Origin of the sequence: Cupriavidus alkaliphilus, assembly GCF_900094595.1 — a bacterium.
GTDB lineage: Bacteria > Pseudomonadota > Gammaproteobacteria > Burkholderiales > Burkholderiaceae > Cupriavidus > Cupriavidus alkaliphilus.
In genome coordinates, this window is the sequence record NZ_FMAD01000001.1 from 495713 (window position 1) to 513571 (window position 17859).

The following is a 17859-nucleotide window of genomic DNA, read 5'->3' on the forward strand; positions in this document are numbered from 1 at the left end:
GCGCAGTGTAGCGCGAGGCGGCCGCCCGCCGCAAGCCGTGGACCCGCCAGCCAAGCGCTGGCAAGGGCTGGCGCGGCCCTGGCCAGCAACTTGCTGTTGCAAAGTCGTCCTGCGGGTTTACACGAAACGGGTATCGCTCTCCGTTACAATCGCGGCCATGACAAACTTTGTCTGGACCCTGCGGGTGTACTGGGAAGACACCGATGCAGGCGGCGTAGTGTTCTACGCCAACTACCTCAAGTTCTTCGAGCGCGCCCGCACCGAGTGGCTGCGCTCGCTCGGCATCGAACAGCAGGCGCTCGCCGACCAGGCGGGCGTGGTCTTCATCGTCCGCAGCACGGCGGTGGACTACAATGCGCCCGCCCGGCTGGACGACCAGCTTGAGATCCGCACGCGCATCGACCGGGTCGGCCCGGCTTCGGTGCAGTTCACCCAGGAAGCCTGGCGTGGCGAGCTGATGCTCGCGACCGGCGCGATCCGCGTTGGCTGCGTCGACAAAAGCACTTTTCGTCCCGCCCCGATCCCCGACCCCGTTCTAGCCACCATCAAGTCAGCACGATGAATCCCGTGACCGTCACGCAAGACATGTCGATCGTAACGCTGGTGCTCCACGCCAGCGTGCTGGCACAGGCCGTCATGGCGCTGTTGCTCGTCATGTCGCTGTTTTCGTGGACCTATATCTTCCGCAAGCACCTGGCGGTGCGTTCGGCGCGCACCCAGACCGAAGGCTTCGAGCGCGACTTCTGGGCCGGCGGCGACCTGCAGGCGCTCTATAACAGCGCCGTCAACAACCGCCACAACACCGGTGCGCTGGAACGGATCTTCGAATCCGGCATGGGCGAGTTCCTGAAGGCGCGCGAGCGCGGCAACGAGGCCGGCGCGCTGCTCGACGCCGCCCGCCGCGCCATGCGCGCAGCCTACCAGCGCGAGATGGACGTGCTGGAATCGCATTTGCCGTTCCTGGCCTCGGTCGGTTCGGTGAGCCCGTATATCGGCCTGTTCGGCACGGTGTGGGGGATCATGAACGCGTTCCGCGGGCTGTCGAACGTGCAGCAGGCGACGCTTGCGTCGGTGGCGCCCGGCATTGCCGAAGCACTGGTGGCGACCGCGATCGGCCTGTTCGCGGCGATCCCGGCAGTGATCGCCTACAACCGCTATGCCACCGAAATCGATCGCCTGGCGATCCGGTTCGAGAGCTTCATGGAAGAGTTCCTGAACATCCTGCAGCGGCAGACCCGCTAACCGTATTCCCTATCAACGGTCCGGGCCGTGAGTCCGGGCCGGCGTTTCCAGGAGTCCTGCAATGGCAGCCATTCAGCGCCGCGGCGGCTCGCGCCGCCGGGCCAGCGCCGAGATCAACGTCGTGCCGTACATCGACGTCATGCTCGTGCTGCTGGTCATCTTCATGGTGGCCGCGCCGATCGTCAGCCCCGCCACCGTCGACCTGCCCACCGTGGCCAATGCCACGCCGCAGCAGAAGGCGCCGCCGATCGTCGTCACCGTGCATGAAGACGGCCAGCTCACCGCGCGCGGCAAGGACACCGCCGGCAATGCCTTCGAGCGCAAGCTCGACAAGCAGGGCCTGCTGGACTTCGTCCACCAGCGCCAGAACGAGAACCCGGACCAGCCGGTGGTGATCGCCGCCGACCGCGCGGTCAAGTACGAGGCGGTGCTGGACGTGATGTCGATCCTGAAAGCCGACGGCGTCAAGCGCGTGGGCCTGATGGTCAAGTCCAAGACCTCCTGACGCATTGAAGCGCCTATCCGATTGCCGTTGCGCCTGATGACGACCGCCGCCGCCTATCCCTACCAGCCGGTCAAGGAGCGGGGAACCCTGCGTTCCTTCCTGCTCGCGCTGCTCATGCACCTGCTGCTGTCCGTGGTGCTGTACTACGGCGTGAGCTGGCAGAGCAGCACCCCGGTCGGGGCCGAGGCCGAACTGTGGGAGGAGATTCCCGCCGCCACCGCGCCCCCGCCACCGCGGCCGCAACCCGAGCCCGAGCCGGTGGTGCAGCCGCGTCCGGCGCCGCCGCCGCCCCAGGTGAAGAGCAAGGTCGAGGACGACGCCGACATCGCGCTGGAGCAGAAGAAGCGCCGCGCCGAAGCGGCCGCGCGCGAAGAAGCCGAGCGCAAGGAAGCGGCGCGCAAGGAGTCCGAGCGCAAGGAAGAGGCCCGCAAGGAGGCCCTGCGCAAGGAGGCTGAGCGCAAGGAAACCGAGCGGCGCGAAGCCGAGCGCAAGGAAGCGCAGCGCAAGGAAGACGCGAAGAAGAAGGCCGCGCAGCAGGAGCAGGACCGCAAGGAACAGGCCGAGCGCGAGCGCAAGGAAGCCGCCGAGGCCAAGGCCAAAGCGCAGGCCGATGCCAAGGCCAAGGCCCAGGCCGACGCCAAGGCGAAAGCCCAGGCGGATGCCAAGGCCAAGGCGGATGCCGATGCCAAGGCCAAGCGCGAAGCCGCCGCCAACGCCCAGCGCAAGAGCGAGCTGGCGCGCCTGCAGGCGCTGGCCGGCGGCTCCGGCGCCGGCGGTGGCGGGGTCGGCAATGCGGCCGGCGCCGGTGCCGGCGGTGGTGGCAAGGCTTCGCCCGGCTATGCCGACCGCGTGCGCCGCCGCGTCAAGCCGAACATCGTCTTTACCGAGGACGTGCCGGGCAACCCGACCGCGGTGGTCTCGGTGCAGCTGGCGCCGGACGGTTCGCTGCTGTCGGCGCGGCTGTCCAAGTCCAGCGGCAACTCCGGCTGGGACAATGCCGTGCTGCGCGCAGTCGAGCGTTCCGATCCGCTGCCGCGCGACGAGAACGGCAAGGCGCCGGCCAGCTTCACCATTACCTTCCGTCCGAAGGACTGAGTGAGACTGAGTGAACGGCACAGCATGATTTGCAACATAATGCAACCTTCATCGTCGGGTTCCGGTCCCAGCGCTAGCATGACAGGTTGCCTGACGCAGCCGACGGTGCGGTATGCACACGGACGGGGCATGCGCCACGCGCTGCAATGCCGCATTTGCCCGTGTTGCCGATTGCCTGTCGTGCCCGACGAAACTTGAAATCGACTGAGGAGCAGCATGCGAAAGCTTTGGGCCCCCAACTGGCTGTCCGCGAGGCGGCACAACGCAGATTCCCCCGCATCCCGAGGTGCGAGCCGGCCGGTGCCGCTGGCGGGCCGGCGCGCGCTGATGGCGTGGCTGGCCGCGGCCATGACCATGGCCGCCGGCGCCGCCCACGCACAGCTGAACGTTGAGATCTCCGGCGTGGGCGCCAGCCAGTTCCCGGTGGCCACCGCCAACTTCCAGGGTGAGGCCCAGGGCCCGCAGAACCTGACCGCGATCATCCGTTCGGACCTGGCCCGCAGCGGCCGTTTCCGCAACGTCGACCCGGGCGGCGCGACCGTGGCCGAGTCGGCCAATGTCGACCTGGGCAGCTGGAAGGCGCGCGGCGCCGATGCCTTCGTCGCCGGCAGCGTGACCCCGGCCGCGGGCGGCAAGTACGAAGTGCGCTTCCGCCTGTACGACACCGTCAAGGGCCAGAGCCTGGGCGGGCTGGCCTTTACCGTGAACCAGTCGCAGCTGCGCGTGACCGCGCACAAGATCGCCGACTACATCTATGAAAAGCTGCTGGGCGAGCGCGGCGTGTTTGCCACGCGCCTGTCCTACGTGTCGAAGGTGGGTGGCCGCTACCAGCTGCTGATCTCGGATTCGGACGGGCAGAACGCCCAGGTGGCGCTGACCAGCAACGAGCCCATCATCTCGCCGTCGTGGTCGCCGGACGGCGCGCGCGTGGCCTACGTCTCGTTCGAGGCCAAGAAGCCGGTGGTCTATGTGCACGACCTGGCCAGCGGCAAGCGCACGCTGGTGTCGAACCAGAAGGGCAACAACAGCGCGCCGTCGTGGTCGCCGGACGGCCGCCACCTGGCGCTGGCGCTGTCGCGCGACGGCAATACCCAGGTCTACCAGGTCAACGCCGACGGCTCGGGCATCCGCCGCCTGTCGCGCAGCAGCGCCATCGACACCGAGCCGCAGTACTCGCCCGACGGCAAGAGCATCTATTTCACCAGCGACCGCGGCGGTGCGCCGCAGGTCTACCGCATGCCCGCCTCCGGCGAGGAGGGCGGCGGGGCGCAACGCGTCACCTTCAAGGGCAGCTACAACGTGAGCCCGCGCATTTCGCCGGATGGCAAGTACCTGGCGTACATTTCGCGCGGGGGCGGCTTCAAGCTGCAGTTGCAGGACCTGACCAACGGCGACGTGACGTCGCTGACCGATACGGCCAACGACGAAGCGCCCAGCTTCGCCGCCAACGGCAAGTACATCCTCTATGCCACCCGCGTGGGCGGTCGCGCGGTGCTGGCGGCGGTGTCCACTGACGGGCGTACCCGGCAGGTTCTGTCCCTCCAGTCCGGCGATGTTCGCGAGCCGTCCTGGGGTCCTTTCATGCAATAACAGGAGTCATTCACCATGCCTCAACTGATGACCAAAACCCTTGCCGTTGCCGCACTGCTGGCCCTGGGCGCCTGCAGCTCCGGCGTCAAGCTCGACGATACCGCCAACGCCGGCGCCGGCACGGCCGGCGCGGGCGCTGCCGATCCGCGCGCCGTCACCCCGGTGACCGCCGCCGATCCGCTGAACGACCCGAACAGCCCGCTGGCCAAGCGCAGCGTCTACTTCGACTTCGACAGCTACACCGTCAAGGCCGACTACCAGGGCATGCTGGGCGCGCACGCCAAGTACCTGGGTACCAACAAGGGCCGCAAGATCCTGATCCAGGGCAACACCGACGAACGCGGCACCAGCGAGTACAACCTCGCGCTGGGGCAGAAGCGCGCCGAAGCCGTGCGCCGCTCGCTGGCCTCGATGGGCGTGCCCGACGCGCAGATGGAAGCCGTCAGCCTGGGCAAGGAAAAGCCCAAGGCGACCGGCCACGATGAAGCCTCGTGGGCCGAGAACCGCCGCGCGGACATCAACTACTGATCTGGACCGCCTTCCATGAAAGCACGCGTTTCCACCCTGTTGTGGCTCGCCGCCGTTGTCGGCGGCGGCATGCTGCCGCTGTCGCAGGCGCATGCCGGAGTGTTCGACGATGACGAGGCCCGCAAGGCCGTCATCAGCCTGCGCGACCAGTTCAACGGTTTCCAGGCGACCGCGACGCAGCGCATCGAGCAGAACAGCCGCAACCTGCTCGACATGCAGAACCAGCTCGAAGGCCTGCGCCAGGAAGTGGCGCGGCTGCGCGGTCAGAACGAAGTCCTGCAGAACACGGTGGACACGCTGCAGAAGCAGCAGAAGGACTACTACGCCGACCTCGATGCACGCCTGAAGAAATTCGAGCCGCAGCAGGTCACGGTCGAGGGTCGCGAAGGCGTGTCGCAGCCGGGCGAGAAGCCTGAATACGATGCCGCGCTCAAGCAGTTCCAGGCGGGCGATTTCAAGACCGCGGGGAATTCGTTCTCGGCGTTCGTGAAAAAGTACCCGCAGAGCCCGTACCTGCCGCTGGCACAGTACTGGCTCGGCAACTCGCTGTACGCGCAGCGCGACTACAAGGGTTCCACCTTCGTGCTACAGAACATGGTCAACGCCAACCCGACGCACCCCAAGGTGCCGGACGCGATGATCGCCATTGCCAACAACCAGCTCGAGTCCGGCCAGAAGGCGGCCGCGCGCAAGACGCTGGAGCAGGTGGTGGCGAAGTATCCCGGCACCGAGGGCGCGCAGGCGGCGAGCAACCGGCTCAAGACGCTGAAGTAAGCGCCGGCGCCGCCGCCCGCCACTGCAAGGTCCGCTTCGGCGGGCCTTTTTCGTTTGTCGCGCTAGAATATGCGATTCGCCTGAATGTCCTTGCGCGCCGCCCCCGGCGCGACCCGCACCATGACTCAACGCGCCATCGTCCTGCTGTCCGGCGGACTCGACTCCGCCACCGTACTTGCCATGGCCCGCGCCCAGGGCTTCGAGACCTATGCGCTGTCGATGCGCTATGGCCAGCGCCATTCCTCGGAACTGGAAGCCGCCAAGCGTGTGGCCGCCGCCCTTGGCGCGGTCCGCCACGAGATCGTCGACCTCGACCTGCGCCGCTTTGGCGGCTCGGCGCTGACCGACGACGCGCTCCAGGTCCCCACCGACGGCGCCAGCGGCGGCATCCCGGTCACCTATGTGCCGGCGCGCAATACCATCATGCTGTCGCTGGCGCTCGGCTGGGCCGAGGCGGTGGGCGGGCGCGACCTGTTCTTCGGCGCCAACGCGGTCGACTATTCCGGCTACCCGGACTGCCGCCCGGAATACGTCGCGGCCTACGAGACCCTGGCCAACCTGGCCACCAAGGCCGGCGTCGAGGGCGACCGCTTCCGCGTGCATGCGCCCATCATCGACATGACCAAGGGCGAGATCATCCGCGCCGGCATCGCGCTGGGCGTCGACTACAGCCTGACCGTGTCGTGCTACCAGGCCGACGACGACGGCCGCGCCTGCGGCGTGTGCGATTCCTGCCGCATCCGCCGCGCCGGCTTCGAGGCCGCCGGCGTGCCCGATCCGACCCGCTACCAGGCCGCCGCCTGATCCTGCACCTGAGCCCGAGCCTTAGCCTGAGCCCGCCGTTCCCGCCCCATGCCTGAAATCGATCTTGCCGCGCTGTCGCGCTCGGTGCTGCTGAGCACCTTTGTCCTGACCTTCCTGTTCGGCGCGGTGCTGCAGCGCACGCACTTCTGCACCATGGGGGCGGTCTCGGACATCGTCAACATGGGCGACTGGAGCCGCATGCGCATGTGGGTCCTGGCGATCGGCGTGGCCATGATCGGCACCGGCGTGCTGGCCTGGAACGGCGCCATCGACCCGACCAAGACCATCTACGCCGCGAGCAAGCTGGCGTGGCTGTCGGCGCTGGCCGGCGGGCTGATGTTCGGCTTCGGCATGGTGCTGGCGTCCGGCTGCGGCAGCAAGACGCTGGTGCGGATCGGCACGGGCAACCTGAAGTCGCTGGTGGTGTTCGTGTTCCTGGGGTTGTCGGCCTACATGACGCTGCGCGGCGTGTTCGGCGTGGTGCGCGTCAATACCGTCGATGCGGTGGCGCTGGCGCTGCCGACCACGCAGGACCTGCCGTCGGTGCTGGCGCAGGGCACCGGCGCGGCGCGCGGCTTGCTGCAGCTGGGCCTGGGCCTGGCGCTGGGCGGCGTGCTGGCGGCGTGGGCGCTGGCAGGGCGCGGCTTCCGCACCTTCGACAATCTGCTGGGCGGCGTCGGCGTGGGCCTGATCATCGTGGCGATGTGGTACGTGTCCGGCCACCTCGGCTACGTCGCCGAAGACCCCAATACGCTGGAAGAACTGTTCGTCTCGACCAACAGCGGCCGCATGGAAAGCCTGAGCTTCGTCGCGCCGTATGCCTACACGCTCGACTGGCTGATGCTGTTCAGCGACAAGAGCAAGGTGCTGACCATCGGCATCGTCAGCGTGTTCGGCGTGATCGCCGGCGCGGCCGCGTATGCGCTGGCCACGCGCACGTTCCGCTGGGAAGGCTTCGGCAATGCCGAGGACGTCGCCAACCACATGGTCGGCGGCATCCTGATGGGCGCCGGCGGCGTCACCGCGCTGGGCTGCACGGTCGGGCAGGGGCTGTCGGGCGTGTCGACGCTGGCGCTGGGATCGTTTATCGCGCTGGCCGGCATCCTGGCCGGCGCGGTGCTGGCGTTCCGCTACCAGATGTGGCGCTTGGAACGCATGGTCTGAAGGCGACGGTGCGCGCTTGACACATCGAGAATCGCATCACTATAATCGCGGTTCTGTTTTTTCGGGTCGTTAGCTCAGTCGGTAGAGCAGCGGACTTTTAATCCGTTGGTCGCGTGTTCGAGTCACGCACGACCCACCAGCATTACGAAGGGCCTGTGGCGCACGTCACAGGCCCTTTTTGCTTTCTTTCCGTCCGGCATGCCCCGATGGTAGGGGGCGCTTTAACTAGTTCGAGGTAGAGACGCGGGCCCGGCGCGCGCCGCACAATGGGTCAGCCGCGGCATATGTGGACCGCGGGCGCTCGGAACGGCCGCGAGACACGGCCCCTCGGACAAGACCTATGCGGCGAGCAGGCGTTTCCTTGCCGGCCAGCGGGCATGTGCTGCGCATCATCTGGCCGTTCGTACCGGTGGTGGTCGCGCTGGCGTTGTTCAGCATCGCCAGCCTGGACCTGTTGTCGGCCGCGCGCGCCTTTGTCGCGGGCGAGAGCCAGTGGTCCAAGGGCCAGAAGAATGCCGTGCTGCACCTGCTGCGCTACGGCGAGGATCGCGATCCGGCGGATTTCGACGCCTACCTGGCGTCCATCGCCATCCCGTTCGGCGACCACCGCGCGCGCCTCGAACTGGACCGTGCCGAGCCTGACCTGGAACGCGTGCACGAGGGCCTGCTCGCCGGCGGCAACCATCCCGACGACATTCCGCGGATGGTGCGCCTGTACCGGAATTTCCGCCATATCCATGAGGTCGACGCCGCCATCCGCGTGTGGGCGCAGGGCGATGTCGAGATCTTTGCCTTGCATGAGCAGGCGCTGGCGCTGCGGCGGCTGGCCAGCCAGCCCGGCTGCGACGACGCCTGCGTCGCGCCGGTGCTGCGCAACATCGCCCAGATCGACGCCAGGCTGACGCCGCTGGAGCGTGCCTTCTCGGGCCACCTGGGCCAGGCTTCGCGACGGGTCACGCGGCTGCTCACCAACGGCAGCGCGGTGATGGCGGCGGCGCTGCTGATGTCGGCGATCCTGCTGTCGGTCGGGCCGCTGCGGCGCGAGCGCCGGCTGCGCGAGGCGCTGGCGCAGCGTGAGGAACAACTGCAGCTGGCGGTCGAGGGCAGCAACGATGGCCTGTGGGACTGGCACCTGGGCCGCGGCGAGCTGTATTTCTCGCCGCGCTGCGCGCAGATGCTGGGCTACCGCGGCGACGAGCTGCCGCATGCGCGCGAAACCGTGCTGGGACTACTGCATCCGTCGGAGCTGGCGGCGTTCGAAGCCAAGCTGGCGCATCACCTGCGCAGCGGCGAGCCCTACGATGCCGAATTCCGCCTGCGCAACCGGGCCGGCGACTATCTCTGGGTGCGCGCCCGCGGCCGGCTGGTGCGCGGTGCCGGGCGCCGGCGCGCGCGCATGGCGGGCTCGCTGACCGATATCTCCGACCACAAGCGCTACGAGACCCAGCTGTTTGCCGAAAAGGAACGCGCGCAGGTCACGCTGCAGGCGATCGGCGACGCGGTGGTGACCGCCGATGTATGGGGCCGCGTGCAGTCGCTCAACCCCGCCGCCGAAGCGCTGACCGGATGGCGCGAAGCCGAGGCCCGGGGCCTGCCGCTGAGCGAGGTCTGCGTGCTGCGCGACGAGGACAGCCTGGCGCCGCTGCCCGATATCGTGACGCTGGCGCTGCGCCAGCGCTGGCACAGCCGCTCGGCCCAGCTGGTGCAGCGCGATGGTGCCGGGCAGCCAGGGCAGGCACTGGCGGTCAAGCCGTCGGTGGCGCTGATCCGCGACCGCGCCGCGCAGGCCATCGGCGTGGTGGTGGTGCTGCACGACATCAGCCAGGAACGCGCGCATGCCGCGCGCCTGGCGTACGAAGCCAGCCATGACGCGCTGACCGGCCTGGTCAACCGCGCCGAGTTCGAGCGCCGGCTGGCCGCGGCGATCGAGCGCGCGCGCGCCCAGGGCATCCCCCACACCTTGATGTACCTGGACCTGGACCAGTTCAAGGTAGTCAACGATACCTGCGGCCACGCCGCCGGTGACGAGCTGATCCGGCAGATGGCCGAGATCATGCGCGGCCAGCTGCGCCGCAGCGACATGCTGGCGCGGCTGGGCGGCGACGAGTTCGGCGTGCTGCTCGAGCATTGCGGCACGGCCGACGGCGAGCGCGTCGCCGAGGGACTACGCCACGCGATTTCGAGTTTCCGCTTTGCGCACCGGCAGCGCACCTTCGCGGTCGGGGTCAGCATCGGCCTGGTCACGCTTGACCGGCACACCGGCAGCGTGGCCGAGGCGCTCAGCGCGGCCGACGCGGCGTGCTACGTGGCCAAGGAGGGCGGGCGCAACCGCGTGCAGGTCTACCATCCGCTGGACAGCGTGGTGCAGGCGCGCCATGGCGAGATGGAGTGGGTCAGCCGCGTGCACGCAGCGCTGGCGGCCGGCCGCTTCTGCCTGTTCTCGCAGGAGATCGTGCCGGTTCAGCCGGGCACGGTGCCGGCGGCGGGGCGCCATGTGGAGCTGTTGCTGCGCATGGTCGACGAGCGCGGACGGCTGGTGCCGCCGATGGCCTTCGTGCCGGCCTGCGAGCGCTACAACCTGATGCCGATGATCGACCGCTGGGTGGTCGAGACCGCGTTTGCCACGCTGGCCGGGCGCCAGGCCGAGATCACGACGTGTGCGATCAACCTGTCAGGCTCGTCGCTGGCCGACATCCAGTTCCCGGATTTCGTGCGCGAGCAGGCGCAGCGTTCCGGCATCGCGCTGGACGGCATCTGCTTCGAGATCACGGAGACCGCGGCCATTGCCAACCTGGCGCAGGCCGGCGCGTTCATCATGCAGTTGCAGCAGCTCGGCTGCCGCTTCGCGCTGGACGACTTTGGCGCCGGCATGTCGTCGTTTACCTATCTCAAGCACCTGCCCGCCGCCTACCTGAAGATCGACGGTGGCTTCGTGCGCGACATGCTGGCCGACCCGGTCAACCTGGTGATGGTGGAGGTGATCCAGCGCATCGGCCACGCCATGGGCAAGCAGACCATTGCGGAATTCGTCGAGAACGAGGCAATGCTCGAGCGCTTGCGCGAGCTGGGTGTGGACCTGGCGCAGGGCTATCACATTGCGCCGCCGGTGCCGTTCGCACCGGCCGCCCCGGAGGCCGGCGCGCGGCCGGCCATGGCGCTGGCCGGCTGAGTTGCCGGCACCGTCAGGGAATCAGCGGATCGCGGAAGCCGGTGTCGGCGGCGGGCGGGGTGCCTGCCGGGGCCGGGGTCGGCACGTTGGCCGGCGGCACCGCCTGGCCCTTGGCGTCGCGCCAGGTGTTGTAGGCCCAGTAGGCCGCGCCGGCGACCAGCCCCAGCTTGGACAGCTTCCAGGTCAGGCGCAGCACCGGCACCCGCTTGACCAGCGGCAGCGCCAGCGTCACCGCGGTGCTGAGCAGCGGGTAGTCCTTGGTCAGCCCGACCACCTTCATCCACGAGCCCGGCCGCGCGATCCGCGGCAGCCAGGCACTGACGGTGCCCAGGCGGTGCACGCCGCCGCGCACCGCGTGCAGCGCCTGCAGGCAATCGTGGCGTTCGAGGGCGGCGCGGGTCAGCAGCAGTTCCTTGCGCACCGCGAGCGGCAGGCGCACCTCCTGCGTGAACCGGGGCGCGCGCGGGTATTCGCCCCGTTCGCGAGCGGGCGTGCTGTCGTCAGGGTCGAGTGTGCTCATCGGCGCAGGATCTCCCGGTCTTTGTCGATTTCGGCAAGCGTGGCTTCCAGCATCGGCGGCGCGTTGCGCAGCACGCTGCGGGCGTACGCCAGGCAGACGGCGCACAGCACCAGGTAGAGCACCGTCAGCGCGCCCAGCGCCTGCCAGCGGTAGGTGTCCCAGAACAGGATCGCGATGAGGGCGGTCAGCGTGACCAGGCCCAGCCCGAAGAACGCCAGCCCGAACAAGGCCAGCAGGGCGACCTTCAGCAAGCGTGTGCGCTCCTCGGCCAGCTCCACGCTGGCAAGCTCCAGGCGCGTCTGCACCATCGCCACGAGCGAGCCGGCCAGGTTGCGCACGGCGTCGAGGAACTTGGGGGAAGGGGTGGCTTCGCTCATGCGGCTCCGGCGTGAAAGAGCGGTGCGCCGGCATGGCCGTACGCACCTATCCAGCTGGCGAGGCCGGATGACGGCGCCAGGTTGTGTCGGCAACGACGGGTCGACCATCACAGGCCAACCGCGACAGCGTTACCGGTACACCGGGCGCCCCGGCCATTGGCAACCCGCCGGGCGGGCTGCCGCGATGGCGCGGCCTTGGCGGGCCGCGCCGGATTTGCAGTGCTTACTTGCGGTTGAGCAGCAGACCGATCAGCAGGCCCACGCCGGCCGCCACGCCCACGGCGCGCCACGGGTGGTCGTGCACGTAGTCGTCGGTGGCGCGCGCGGCGGCCTTGCTCTTGGTTACGACGGCGTCTTGCAGGTCCTGGGCCTTTTCCTTGGCTTGCTTGAGCAGGCCCATGCCACGCTCGCGCAGTTCGGCGGCCTTTTCCCCGGTGGTCGAGGCGGCTTGCTTCAGCAGTTCCTCGGCGTCGGACAGAACGGTCTTGACATCGCTCATCAGTTTCTCCTGTTTGCGGGCGGTTGGTTCGGTTTGTGCGGATTCTGACATTTTCTTCGCTCCGAGGCTAACGGCATTTGTCGGTCTGATACTTAGCATATGTGGCGACACGTCGTCGTTTCAAGGCGACGCGCCCGGAACAGGGTTCGCGGCAGCGTTCGCTGCGGGTCGAGCTTCAAGTATTGCCAGCATGCACGAAAGCGGGCGTGATGAATGTCAGAGGATGTCTATATGACTACGAGTGATTTTGTAGTGACTTTATATTCGTTTGGGTTGGATATCAATCCAGTTACTCTGGTTCCACCGTGAAATCAGGAGAACAGAACATGGCGTTGCGTCTTGGCGATATCGCCCCGGACTTCGAGCAGGATTCCAGCGAAGGCCGCATCCGCTTCCATGCGTGGCTTGGCGACAGCTGGGGCGTGCTGTTCTCGCACCCGGCCGACTATACCCCGGTGTGCACCACCGAACTGGGCCTTACCGCACGGCTGAAGGATGAATTCGCCCGCCGCGGCGTCAAGGCGATCGCGCTGTCGGTCGATACCGTGGACTCGCACCGCGGCTGGATCGCGGACATCAACGAGACCCAGGCGACCGAGGTCAACTTCCCGATCCTGGCCGACGCCGACCGCAAGGTGTCGCAGCTCTACGACATGATCCACCCGAACGCGAACGAGACCCTGACGGTGCGCTCGCTGTTCATCATCGACCCGAACAAGAAGGTGCGCCTGATCATCACCTATCCGGCCAGCACCGGGCGCAACTTCAACGAGGTGCTGCGCGTGATCGACTCGCTGCAGCTGACCGACAGCCACAGCGTGGCGACGCCGGCCAACTGGCAGGACGGCGACGACGTGGTGATCGTGCCGTCGCTGAAGGATGAAGCCGTGCTGCGCGAGAAATTCCCCAAGGGCTACCAGGCCGTGCGTCCGTACCTGCGCCTGACGCCCCAGCCCGACAAATGAACACGGCCCCGCCAGGGCGGGGCCGTGTGCAAGGCAGGTGTTGTATCGACGGGGGCAGCCTCGTCGTCTCCTTGGTAGTGTGCTTGGCCCGGCTTCATCGCCGGGCTTTTTTATGCTGCCATCAGAAGAAGGCTTGCAGGCCGGTCTGGGCGCGGCCCAGGATCAGCGCGTGGATGTCGTGCGTGCCTTCGTAGGTGTTGACCACCTCCAGGTTGACCACGTGGCGGATCACGCCGAACTCGTCCGAGATGCCGTTGCCGCCCAGCATGTCGCGCGCCACGCGGGCGATGTCGAGCGACTTGCCGCACGAGTTGCGCTTCATGATCGAGGTGATCTCGACCGCGGCGGTGCCTTCGTCTTTCATGCGGCCCAGGCGCAGGCAGCCCTGCAGGCCCAGCGTGATCTCGGTCTGCATGTCGGCCAGCTTCTTCTGCACCAGCTGGGTGGCGGCCAGCGGGCGGCCGAACTGCTTGCGGTCCAGCGTGTACTGGCGCGCGGTGTGCCAGCAGAATTCGGCGGCGCCCAGCGCGCCCCAGGCGATGCCGTAGCGGGCCGAGTTCAGGCAGGTGAACGGACCCTTCAGGCCCTTCACGCCCGGCATGATGTTCTCTTCCGGCACGAACACCTGGTCGAGCACGATCTCGCCGGTGATCGAGGTGCGCAGGCCGACCTTGCCGTGGATGGCGGGGGCGCTCAGGCCCTTCCAGCCCTTTTCCAGGATGAAGCCGCGGATGTCTTCCTTGCCGTCTTCTCCCTGCAGCTTGGCCCAGACCACGAACACGTCGGCGATCGGCGAGTTGGTGATCCACATCTTGGCGCCGCTCAGCTCGTAGCCGCCGTCGACCTTCTTCGCGCGGGTGACCATCGAGCCCGGGTCGGAGCCGTGGTTCGGCTCGGTCAGGCCGAAGCAGCCGATCCACTCGCCGGTGGCCAGCTTGGGCAGGTACTTCTGCTTCTGCGCCTCGGTGCCGAATTCGTAGATGGGAACCATCACCAGCGACGACTGCACGCTCATCATCGAGCGGTAGCCGGAATCGACGCGCTCGACTTCACGCGCGATCAGGCCGTAGCTGACGTAGTTCAGGCCCGGGCCGCCGTATTGTTCGGGGATGGTCGGGCCGAGCAGGCCGAGTTCGCCCATCTCGCGGAAGATCTCGATGTCGGTCTTCTCGTTGCGGAACGACTGCAGCACGCGCGGCATCAGCTTGTCCTGGCAGTACGCCGCGGCGGCGTCGCGCACCATGCGCTCGTCGGCGCTCAGTTGCTGGTCCAGCAGCAGGGGGTCGGCCCAGTGGAATTCGGCGTTGGCAGCCATGCAGGTCTCCTTCGGTAGCGCAGGGGGAAGCGCCGGGCGGGCGGCAGGTATGCCGCGGGTCCGCGCCGGCGGATTCCGTCGTTCGTAACGGGTTCGGTGATCGATCGGTGATCGGTTTGACGATCGTGCGGAGGATTTTTTCGGGATCCTGGTAGTTCCGCATTGCGGAACTGTGTTCCGTTGAATTAGTATATCGCAATGGTCTTGCCACGCAACAGGCAAAACCCTGAACCTCCGCGCCTTTGTGCGATGAACGGACAAGCACCGAATGGAGCCGCGAACTTGGCCAACCTGAACCCCGATCCGTCACTTTCCCAGGAACCTGCCGCGGCATCCGTGCGCGACAGCGACCCGAATTTCGTCACCGCGCTGGCGCGCGGCCTGGAGCTGCTGCGCTGCTTCCGCACCGGCGAGGCGATGCTGGGCAACCAGGAGTTCGTGCGCCGCACCGGCTTTCCCAAGGCCACGGTAAGCCGGCTGGCCGGCACGCTGGTGCAGCTTGGTTACCTGCGCTATGACGAGAGCCTGGGCAAGTACGCGCTCGATGCCGGGGTGCTGGCGCTGGGCTACGCTTACCTGTCGGCGTCGGACGTGGTGTCGCTGGCGCGCCCGCACATGCTGGCGTTCGCGCAGTCGTACGGGGTCTCGGTGTCGCTCGGCAAGCGCGAGCGAATGGAGGTGATCTACCTGGAGTCGATCCGTAACGATGCCGGCGTGATGCTCGGGCTGGGCGTCGGCTCGCGGCTGTCGCTGGTGTCGAGTTCGATGGGGCGGGCCTACCTGGCCGCCTTGCCGGCGCCGCGCCGCGAGCGCGTGATGGCCGAGTTCAGCCAGGCTTTCCCGGAGCAATGGAAGCAGCAGGAGGCCGCCACCCGCGCCGCGCTGGCCGAGGCACAGCAGCGCGGCTATGCCGCGTCGTTCCGCGACTGGCATCCGGCCATCCATGCCTGTGCGGTGGCGTTCCGGCCGGTGGGGGAGAAAGAGCTGCACATGCTGAGCTGCAGTGCTTCCTACGGGGCGGTGGACGAGGCCGTGTTCCACCAGACGCTGGCGCCGGCGCTGCAGACGCTGGCGGCAAGATTGTCCGAGCCGGCGGGCTGAGGCAGCGCGCCAGCCGTACCGCGGTCCCTGCGCACAGGGACAGCGTGGATCAAAGGTCGGTCCGCAGCTTCCACAATTCCGGAAACAGCACCACGTCCAGCATCTTGCGCAGGTAGCTGACGCCTTCGGTGCCGCCGGTGCCGCGCTTGAAGCCGATCACCCGCTCGACCGTGGTCACATGGCGGAAGCGCCATTGCCGGAACGCGTCTTCCAGGTCGACGAACTTCTCGCCCAGTTCATAGAGTTCCCAATGCGCGCCGGGGTTGCGATAGACCTCGAGCCAAGCCGCCTCGACCGACGCGTTGTACGCGGTCGGCTGGGTCCAGTCGCGCTCGACGCAATCGGCGTCGATGGCAAAGCCGCGCCGCGCCATCAGCCGGATCGCCTCGTCGTACAGCGACGGCGTCTTCAGCGCGGCCTCGACCAGCGCCAGGTGTTCCGGCCGGTGCGCATGCGGCCTGAGCATGGCGGCGTTCTTGTTGCCCAGGATGAACTCGATCTCGCGGTACTGGTACGACTGGAAGCCCGACGACATGCCCAGGTAGGGCCGCATCGCCGAGTATTCCGGCGGCGTCATGGTGGCCAGCACGTTCCAGGCCTGCACCAGCTGGTCCATGATGCGCGACACGCGCGTCAGCATCTTGAAAGCCGGCGGCAGGCTGTCGCCCTTGACCGACTCGCGCGCGGCGCGCAGCTCGTGCAGCATCAGCTTCATCCACAGCTCGGTGGTCTGGTGCTGCACGATAAACAGCATTTCGTTGTGGTCCGGCGACAGCGGATGCTGCGCGCTCAGGATCTGGTCCAGGCCGAGGTAGTCGCCATAGCTCATGTCCCTGGCGAAATCCATCTGCGCGCCGTGCCAGCCCTCGCCCTGCGGCGTGGCTGCCGGCGCCGCGCCGGAGAAGGGGCATCCCTTGAATTCGCTCATGATGCGCTCCCGGTCAGGTTACCTGGCCGCGCGTCTGGAAGCGCGCGTCGCGATAGGCGCCGCTGTCCAGCACGTCGCGCAGGATTTCCACAGCATCCCACACCTCGGCGAAGCTGGTGTAGAGCGGGGTGAAGCCGAAGCGGGCGATGCGCGGCTCGCGGTAGTCGCCGATCACGCCGCGCTCGATCAGGGCCTGCACCAGGGCATAGCCCTCCGGATGCTCCAGGCTGACCTGGCTGCCGCGGCGTGCGTGCTCGCGCGGCGTCACCAGCGTCAGCGGGTGGTGGCCGCAGCGGGCTTCCACCAGCGCGATGAACAGGTCGGTCAGCTGCAGCGACTTGGCCCGCAGCGCCTGCATGTCGGTCTGCGCGAAGAGGTCCAGGCCGCATTCGACCAGCGCCAGCGACGTGACCGGCTGCGTGCCGCACAGGAAGCGGCGCACGCCCTCGACCGGGCGGTACTGCGGATCCATCGCAAAAGGAGCGGCGTGGCCCCACCAGCCCGACAACGGCTGCCAGAAGGCGTCGCGCAGCGCCGGCGCGACCCAGACGAAGGCGGGCGAGCCCGGGCCGCCGTTCAGGTACTTGTAGGTGCAGCCGATGGCGTAGTCGGCCCCGGCCGCCTTCAGGTCGACCGGCACGGCGCCGGCCGAATGGCACAGGTCCCACACCGTCAGCGCGCCGCGGGCATGGGCCAGCTCGGTCAGCGCGCCCATGTCGAGCATCTCTCCGGTCTTGTAGTTGACGTGGGTCAGCATCAGCACCGCGGTATCGGCGCCGACGGCGGCGTCGATCTCGGCCGGCGAGTTCACCAGCCGCAGCGAGTAGCCCTGCTGCAGCAGGTCGGCCAGGCCCTGCGCGATATACAGGTCGGTGGGAAAGTTGCTGGCCTCGGAGACGATCACCTTGCGCGCCGGGTCGCGCGTCTGCTGCACACGCAGCGCCGCGGCCAGCACCTTGAACAGGTTGATCGAGGTGGTATCGGTGACCACCACTTCATCGTGGCCCGCGCCCACCAGCGGCGCCAGCTTGTTGCCCAGGCGCTGCGGCAGGTCGAACCAGCCGGCGGTATTCCAGCTGCGGATCAGGCCGTCGCCCCATTCCTCGGCCACCACCTGGGCGGCGCGCGCGGCGGCGGCGCGCGGGCGGGCGCCGAGCGAATTGCCGTCGAGGTAGATCACGCCCTGGGGCAGCGCGAACTGGTCGCGCAGCGGGCGCAGCGGGTCTTGCTGGTCGAGCCGGATACAGTGCTCGCGGTCAATGGTCGTCATGTCGTGCAGAAAG

At 68.0% G+C, this 17859-nt stretch carries 18 protein-coding genes and 1 tRNA gene; 13 read left to right on the forward strand and 6 right to left on the reverse strand.

Annotation, left to right across the window (positions count from 1 at the left end; genetic code table 11):
• Nucleotides 1-157 precede the first annotated feature (157 nt).
• The 11 genes from ybgC (at nucleotide 158) to GA0116996_RS02335 (ending at nucleotide 10871) form a co-directional block, all read left to right on the forward strand.
• Nucleotides 158-562: a tol-pal system-associated acyl-CoA thioesterase gene (gene ybgC / locus GA0116996_RS02285; RefSeq protein WP_012353557.1), complete on the forward strand. Its 405-nt coding sequence runs from the start codon at nucleotides 158-160 to the stop codon at nucleotides 560-562.
• A complete protein-coding gene (gene tolQ / locus GA0116996_RS02290; protein ID WP_012353556.1) occupies nucleotides 559-1242 on the forward strand; it encodes a protein TolQ in 684 nt (227 codons plus the stop codon). Before ybgC ends, tolQ begins: the two co-directional genes overlap by 4 nt.
• Nucleotides 1243-1303: 61 nt before the next feature.
• Complete coding sequence (gene tolR / locus GA0116996_RS02295; protein ID WP_092306912.1) at nucleotides 1304-1747, forward strand: protein TolR; 444 nt, start codon at nucleotides 1304-1306, stop codon at nucleotides 1745-1747.
• A gap of 36 nt (nucleotides 1748-1783) precedes the next feature.
• Nucleotides 1784-2842, forward strand: a complete 1059-nt coding sequence (tolA, locus tag GA0116996_RS02300) for a cell envelope integrity protein TolA (RefSeq protein WP_092307348.1) — start codon at nucleotides 1784-1786, stop codon at nucleotides 2840-2842.
• Between the two features lie 216 nt (nucleotides 2843-3058).
• Nucleotides 3059-4432: a Tol-Pal system beta propeller repeat protein TolB gene (gene tolB / locus GA0116996_RS02305; protein ID WP_092306914.1), complete on the forward strand. Its 1374-nt coding sequence runs from the start codon at nucleotides 3059-3061 to the stop codon at nucleotides 4430-4432.
• 15 nt (nucleotides 4433-4447) lie between these two features.
• The gene (gene pal / locus GA0116996_RS02310) at nucleotides 4448-4960 is read left to right on the forward strand and encodes a peptidoglycan-associated lipoprotein Pal (protein WP_092306916.1); all 513 of its coding nucleotides are present in this window, start codon (nucleotides 4448-4450) and stop codon (nucleotides 4958-4960) included.
• Nucleotides 4961-4975: 15 nt separating this feature from the next.
• On the forward strand, nucleotides 4976-5734 hold the full coding sequence (ybgF, locus tag GA0116996_RS02315; RefSeq protein WP_092306918.1) for a tol-pal system protein YbgF: 759 nt from the start codon (nucleotides 4976-4978) through the stop codon (nucleotides 5732-5734).
• A gap of 120 nt (nucleotides 5735-5854) precedes the next feature.
• Nucleotides 5855-6538: a 7-cyano-7-deazaguanine synthase QueC gene (queC, locus tag GA0116996_RS02320; protein ID WP_092307350.1), complete on the forward strand. Its 684-nt coding sequence runs from the start codon at nucleotides 5855-5857 to the stop codon at nucleotides 6536-6538.
• Nucleotides 6539-6586: 48 nt separating this feature from the next.
• The gene (locus GA0116996_RS02325; RefSeq protein ID WP_092306920.1) at nucleotides 6587-7702 is read left to right on the forward strand and encodes a YeeE/YedE family protein; all 1116 of its coding nucleotides are present in this window, start codon (nucleotides 6587-6589) and stop codon (nucleotides 7700-7702) included.
• Nucleotides 7703-7765: 63 nt separating this feature from the next.
• Nucleotides 7766-7841 (forward strand) — tRNA-Lys (locus GA0116996_RS02330).
• Between the two features lie 201 nt (nucleotides 7842-8042).
• Nucleotides 8043-10871 (forward strand): EAL domain-containing protein, encoded by a 2829-nt coding sequence (locus GA0116996_RS02335; RefSeq protein ID WP_243419582.1) that lies wholly within the window; start codon nucleotides 8043-8045, stop codon nucleotides 10869-10871.
• Nucleotides 10872-10884: 13 nt separating this feature from the next.
• Here GA0116996_RS02335 and GA0116996_RS02340 read toward each other — a convergent pair whose 3' ends face one another.
• The 3 genes from GA0116996_RS02340 to GA0116996_RS02350 form a co-directional block, all read right to left on the reverse strand.
• The gene (locus GA0116996_RS02340) at nucleotides 10885-11391 is read right to left on the reverse strand and encodes a DUF3318 domain-containing protein (RefSeq protein WP_092306924.1); all 507 of its coding nucleotides are present in this window, start codon (nucleotides 11389-11391) and stop codon (nucleotides 10885-10887) included.
• Complete coding sequence (locus GA0116996_RS02345; RefSeq protein WP_092306926.1) at nucleotides 11388-11768, reverse strand: phage holin family protein; 381 nt, start codon at nucleotides 11766-11768, stop codon at nucleotides 11388-11390. Before GA0116996_RS02345 ends, GA0116996_RS02340 begins: the two co-directional genes overlap by 4 nt.
• A gap of 223 nt (nucleotides 11769-11991) precedes the next feature.
• Nucleotides 11992-12318, reverse strand: coding sequence for an ElaB/YgaM/YqjD family protein (locus tag GA0116996_RS02350; protein WP_010813729.1), 327 nt, complete (start codon nucleotides 12316-12318; stop codon nucleotides 11992-11994).
• A 275-nt stretch (nucleotides 12319-12593) separates the two neighbouring features.
• Between GA0116996_RS02350 and GA0116996_RS02355 the strand changes: the two genes are divergently transcribed.
• Nucleotides 12594-13232: a peroxiredoxin gene (locus GA0116996_RS02355; RefSeq protein ID WP_092306928.1), complete on the forward strand. Its 639-nt coding sequence runs from the start codon at nucleotides 12594-12596 to the stop codon at nucleotides 13230-13232.
• A gap of 121 nt (nucleotides 13233-13353) precedes the next feature.
• Here the strand turns inward: GA0116996_RS02355 and GA0116996_RS02360 are convergent, their stop codons facing one another.
• The gene (locus GA0116996_RS02360) at nucleotides 13354-14547 is read right to left on the reverse strand and encodes an acyl-CoA dehydrogenase (RefSeq protein ID WP_092306930.1); all 1194 of its coding nucleotides are present in this window, start codon (nucleotides 14545-14547) and stop codon (nucleotides 13354-13356) included.
• A 249-nt stretch (nucleotides 14548-14796) separates the two neighbouring features.
• Between GA0116996_RS02360 and GA0116996_RS02365 the strand changes: the two genes are divergently transcribed.
• On the forward strand, nucleotides 14797-15648 hold the full coding sequence (locus GA0116996_RS02365; RefSeq protein WP_092306932.1) for an IclR family transcriptional regulator: 852 nt from the start codon (nucleotides 14797-14799) through the stop codon (nucleotides 15646-15648).
• A 49-nt stretch (nucleotides 15649-15697) separates the two neighbouring features.
• On the opposite strand, the gene kynA is transcribed toward GA0116996_RS02365, so the two are convergent.
• Nucleotides 15698-16576 carry a tryptophan 2,3-dioxygenase gene (gene kynA / locus GA0116996_RS02370; protein WP_092306934.1) on the reverse strand — a complete coding sequence of 293 codons (879 nt, stop codon included), beginning with the start codon at nucleotides 16574-16576 and terminating at the stop codon, nucleotides 15698-15700.
• A gap of 13 nt (nucleotides 16577-16589) precedes the next feature.
• Complete coding sequence (gene kynU / locus GA0116996_RS02375; RefSeq protein ID WP_092306936.1) at nucleotides 16590-17846, reverse strand: kynureninase; 1257 nt, start codon at nucleotides 17844-17846, stop codon at nucleotides 16590-16592.
• Nucleotides 17847-17859: the final 13 nt, after the last annotated feature.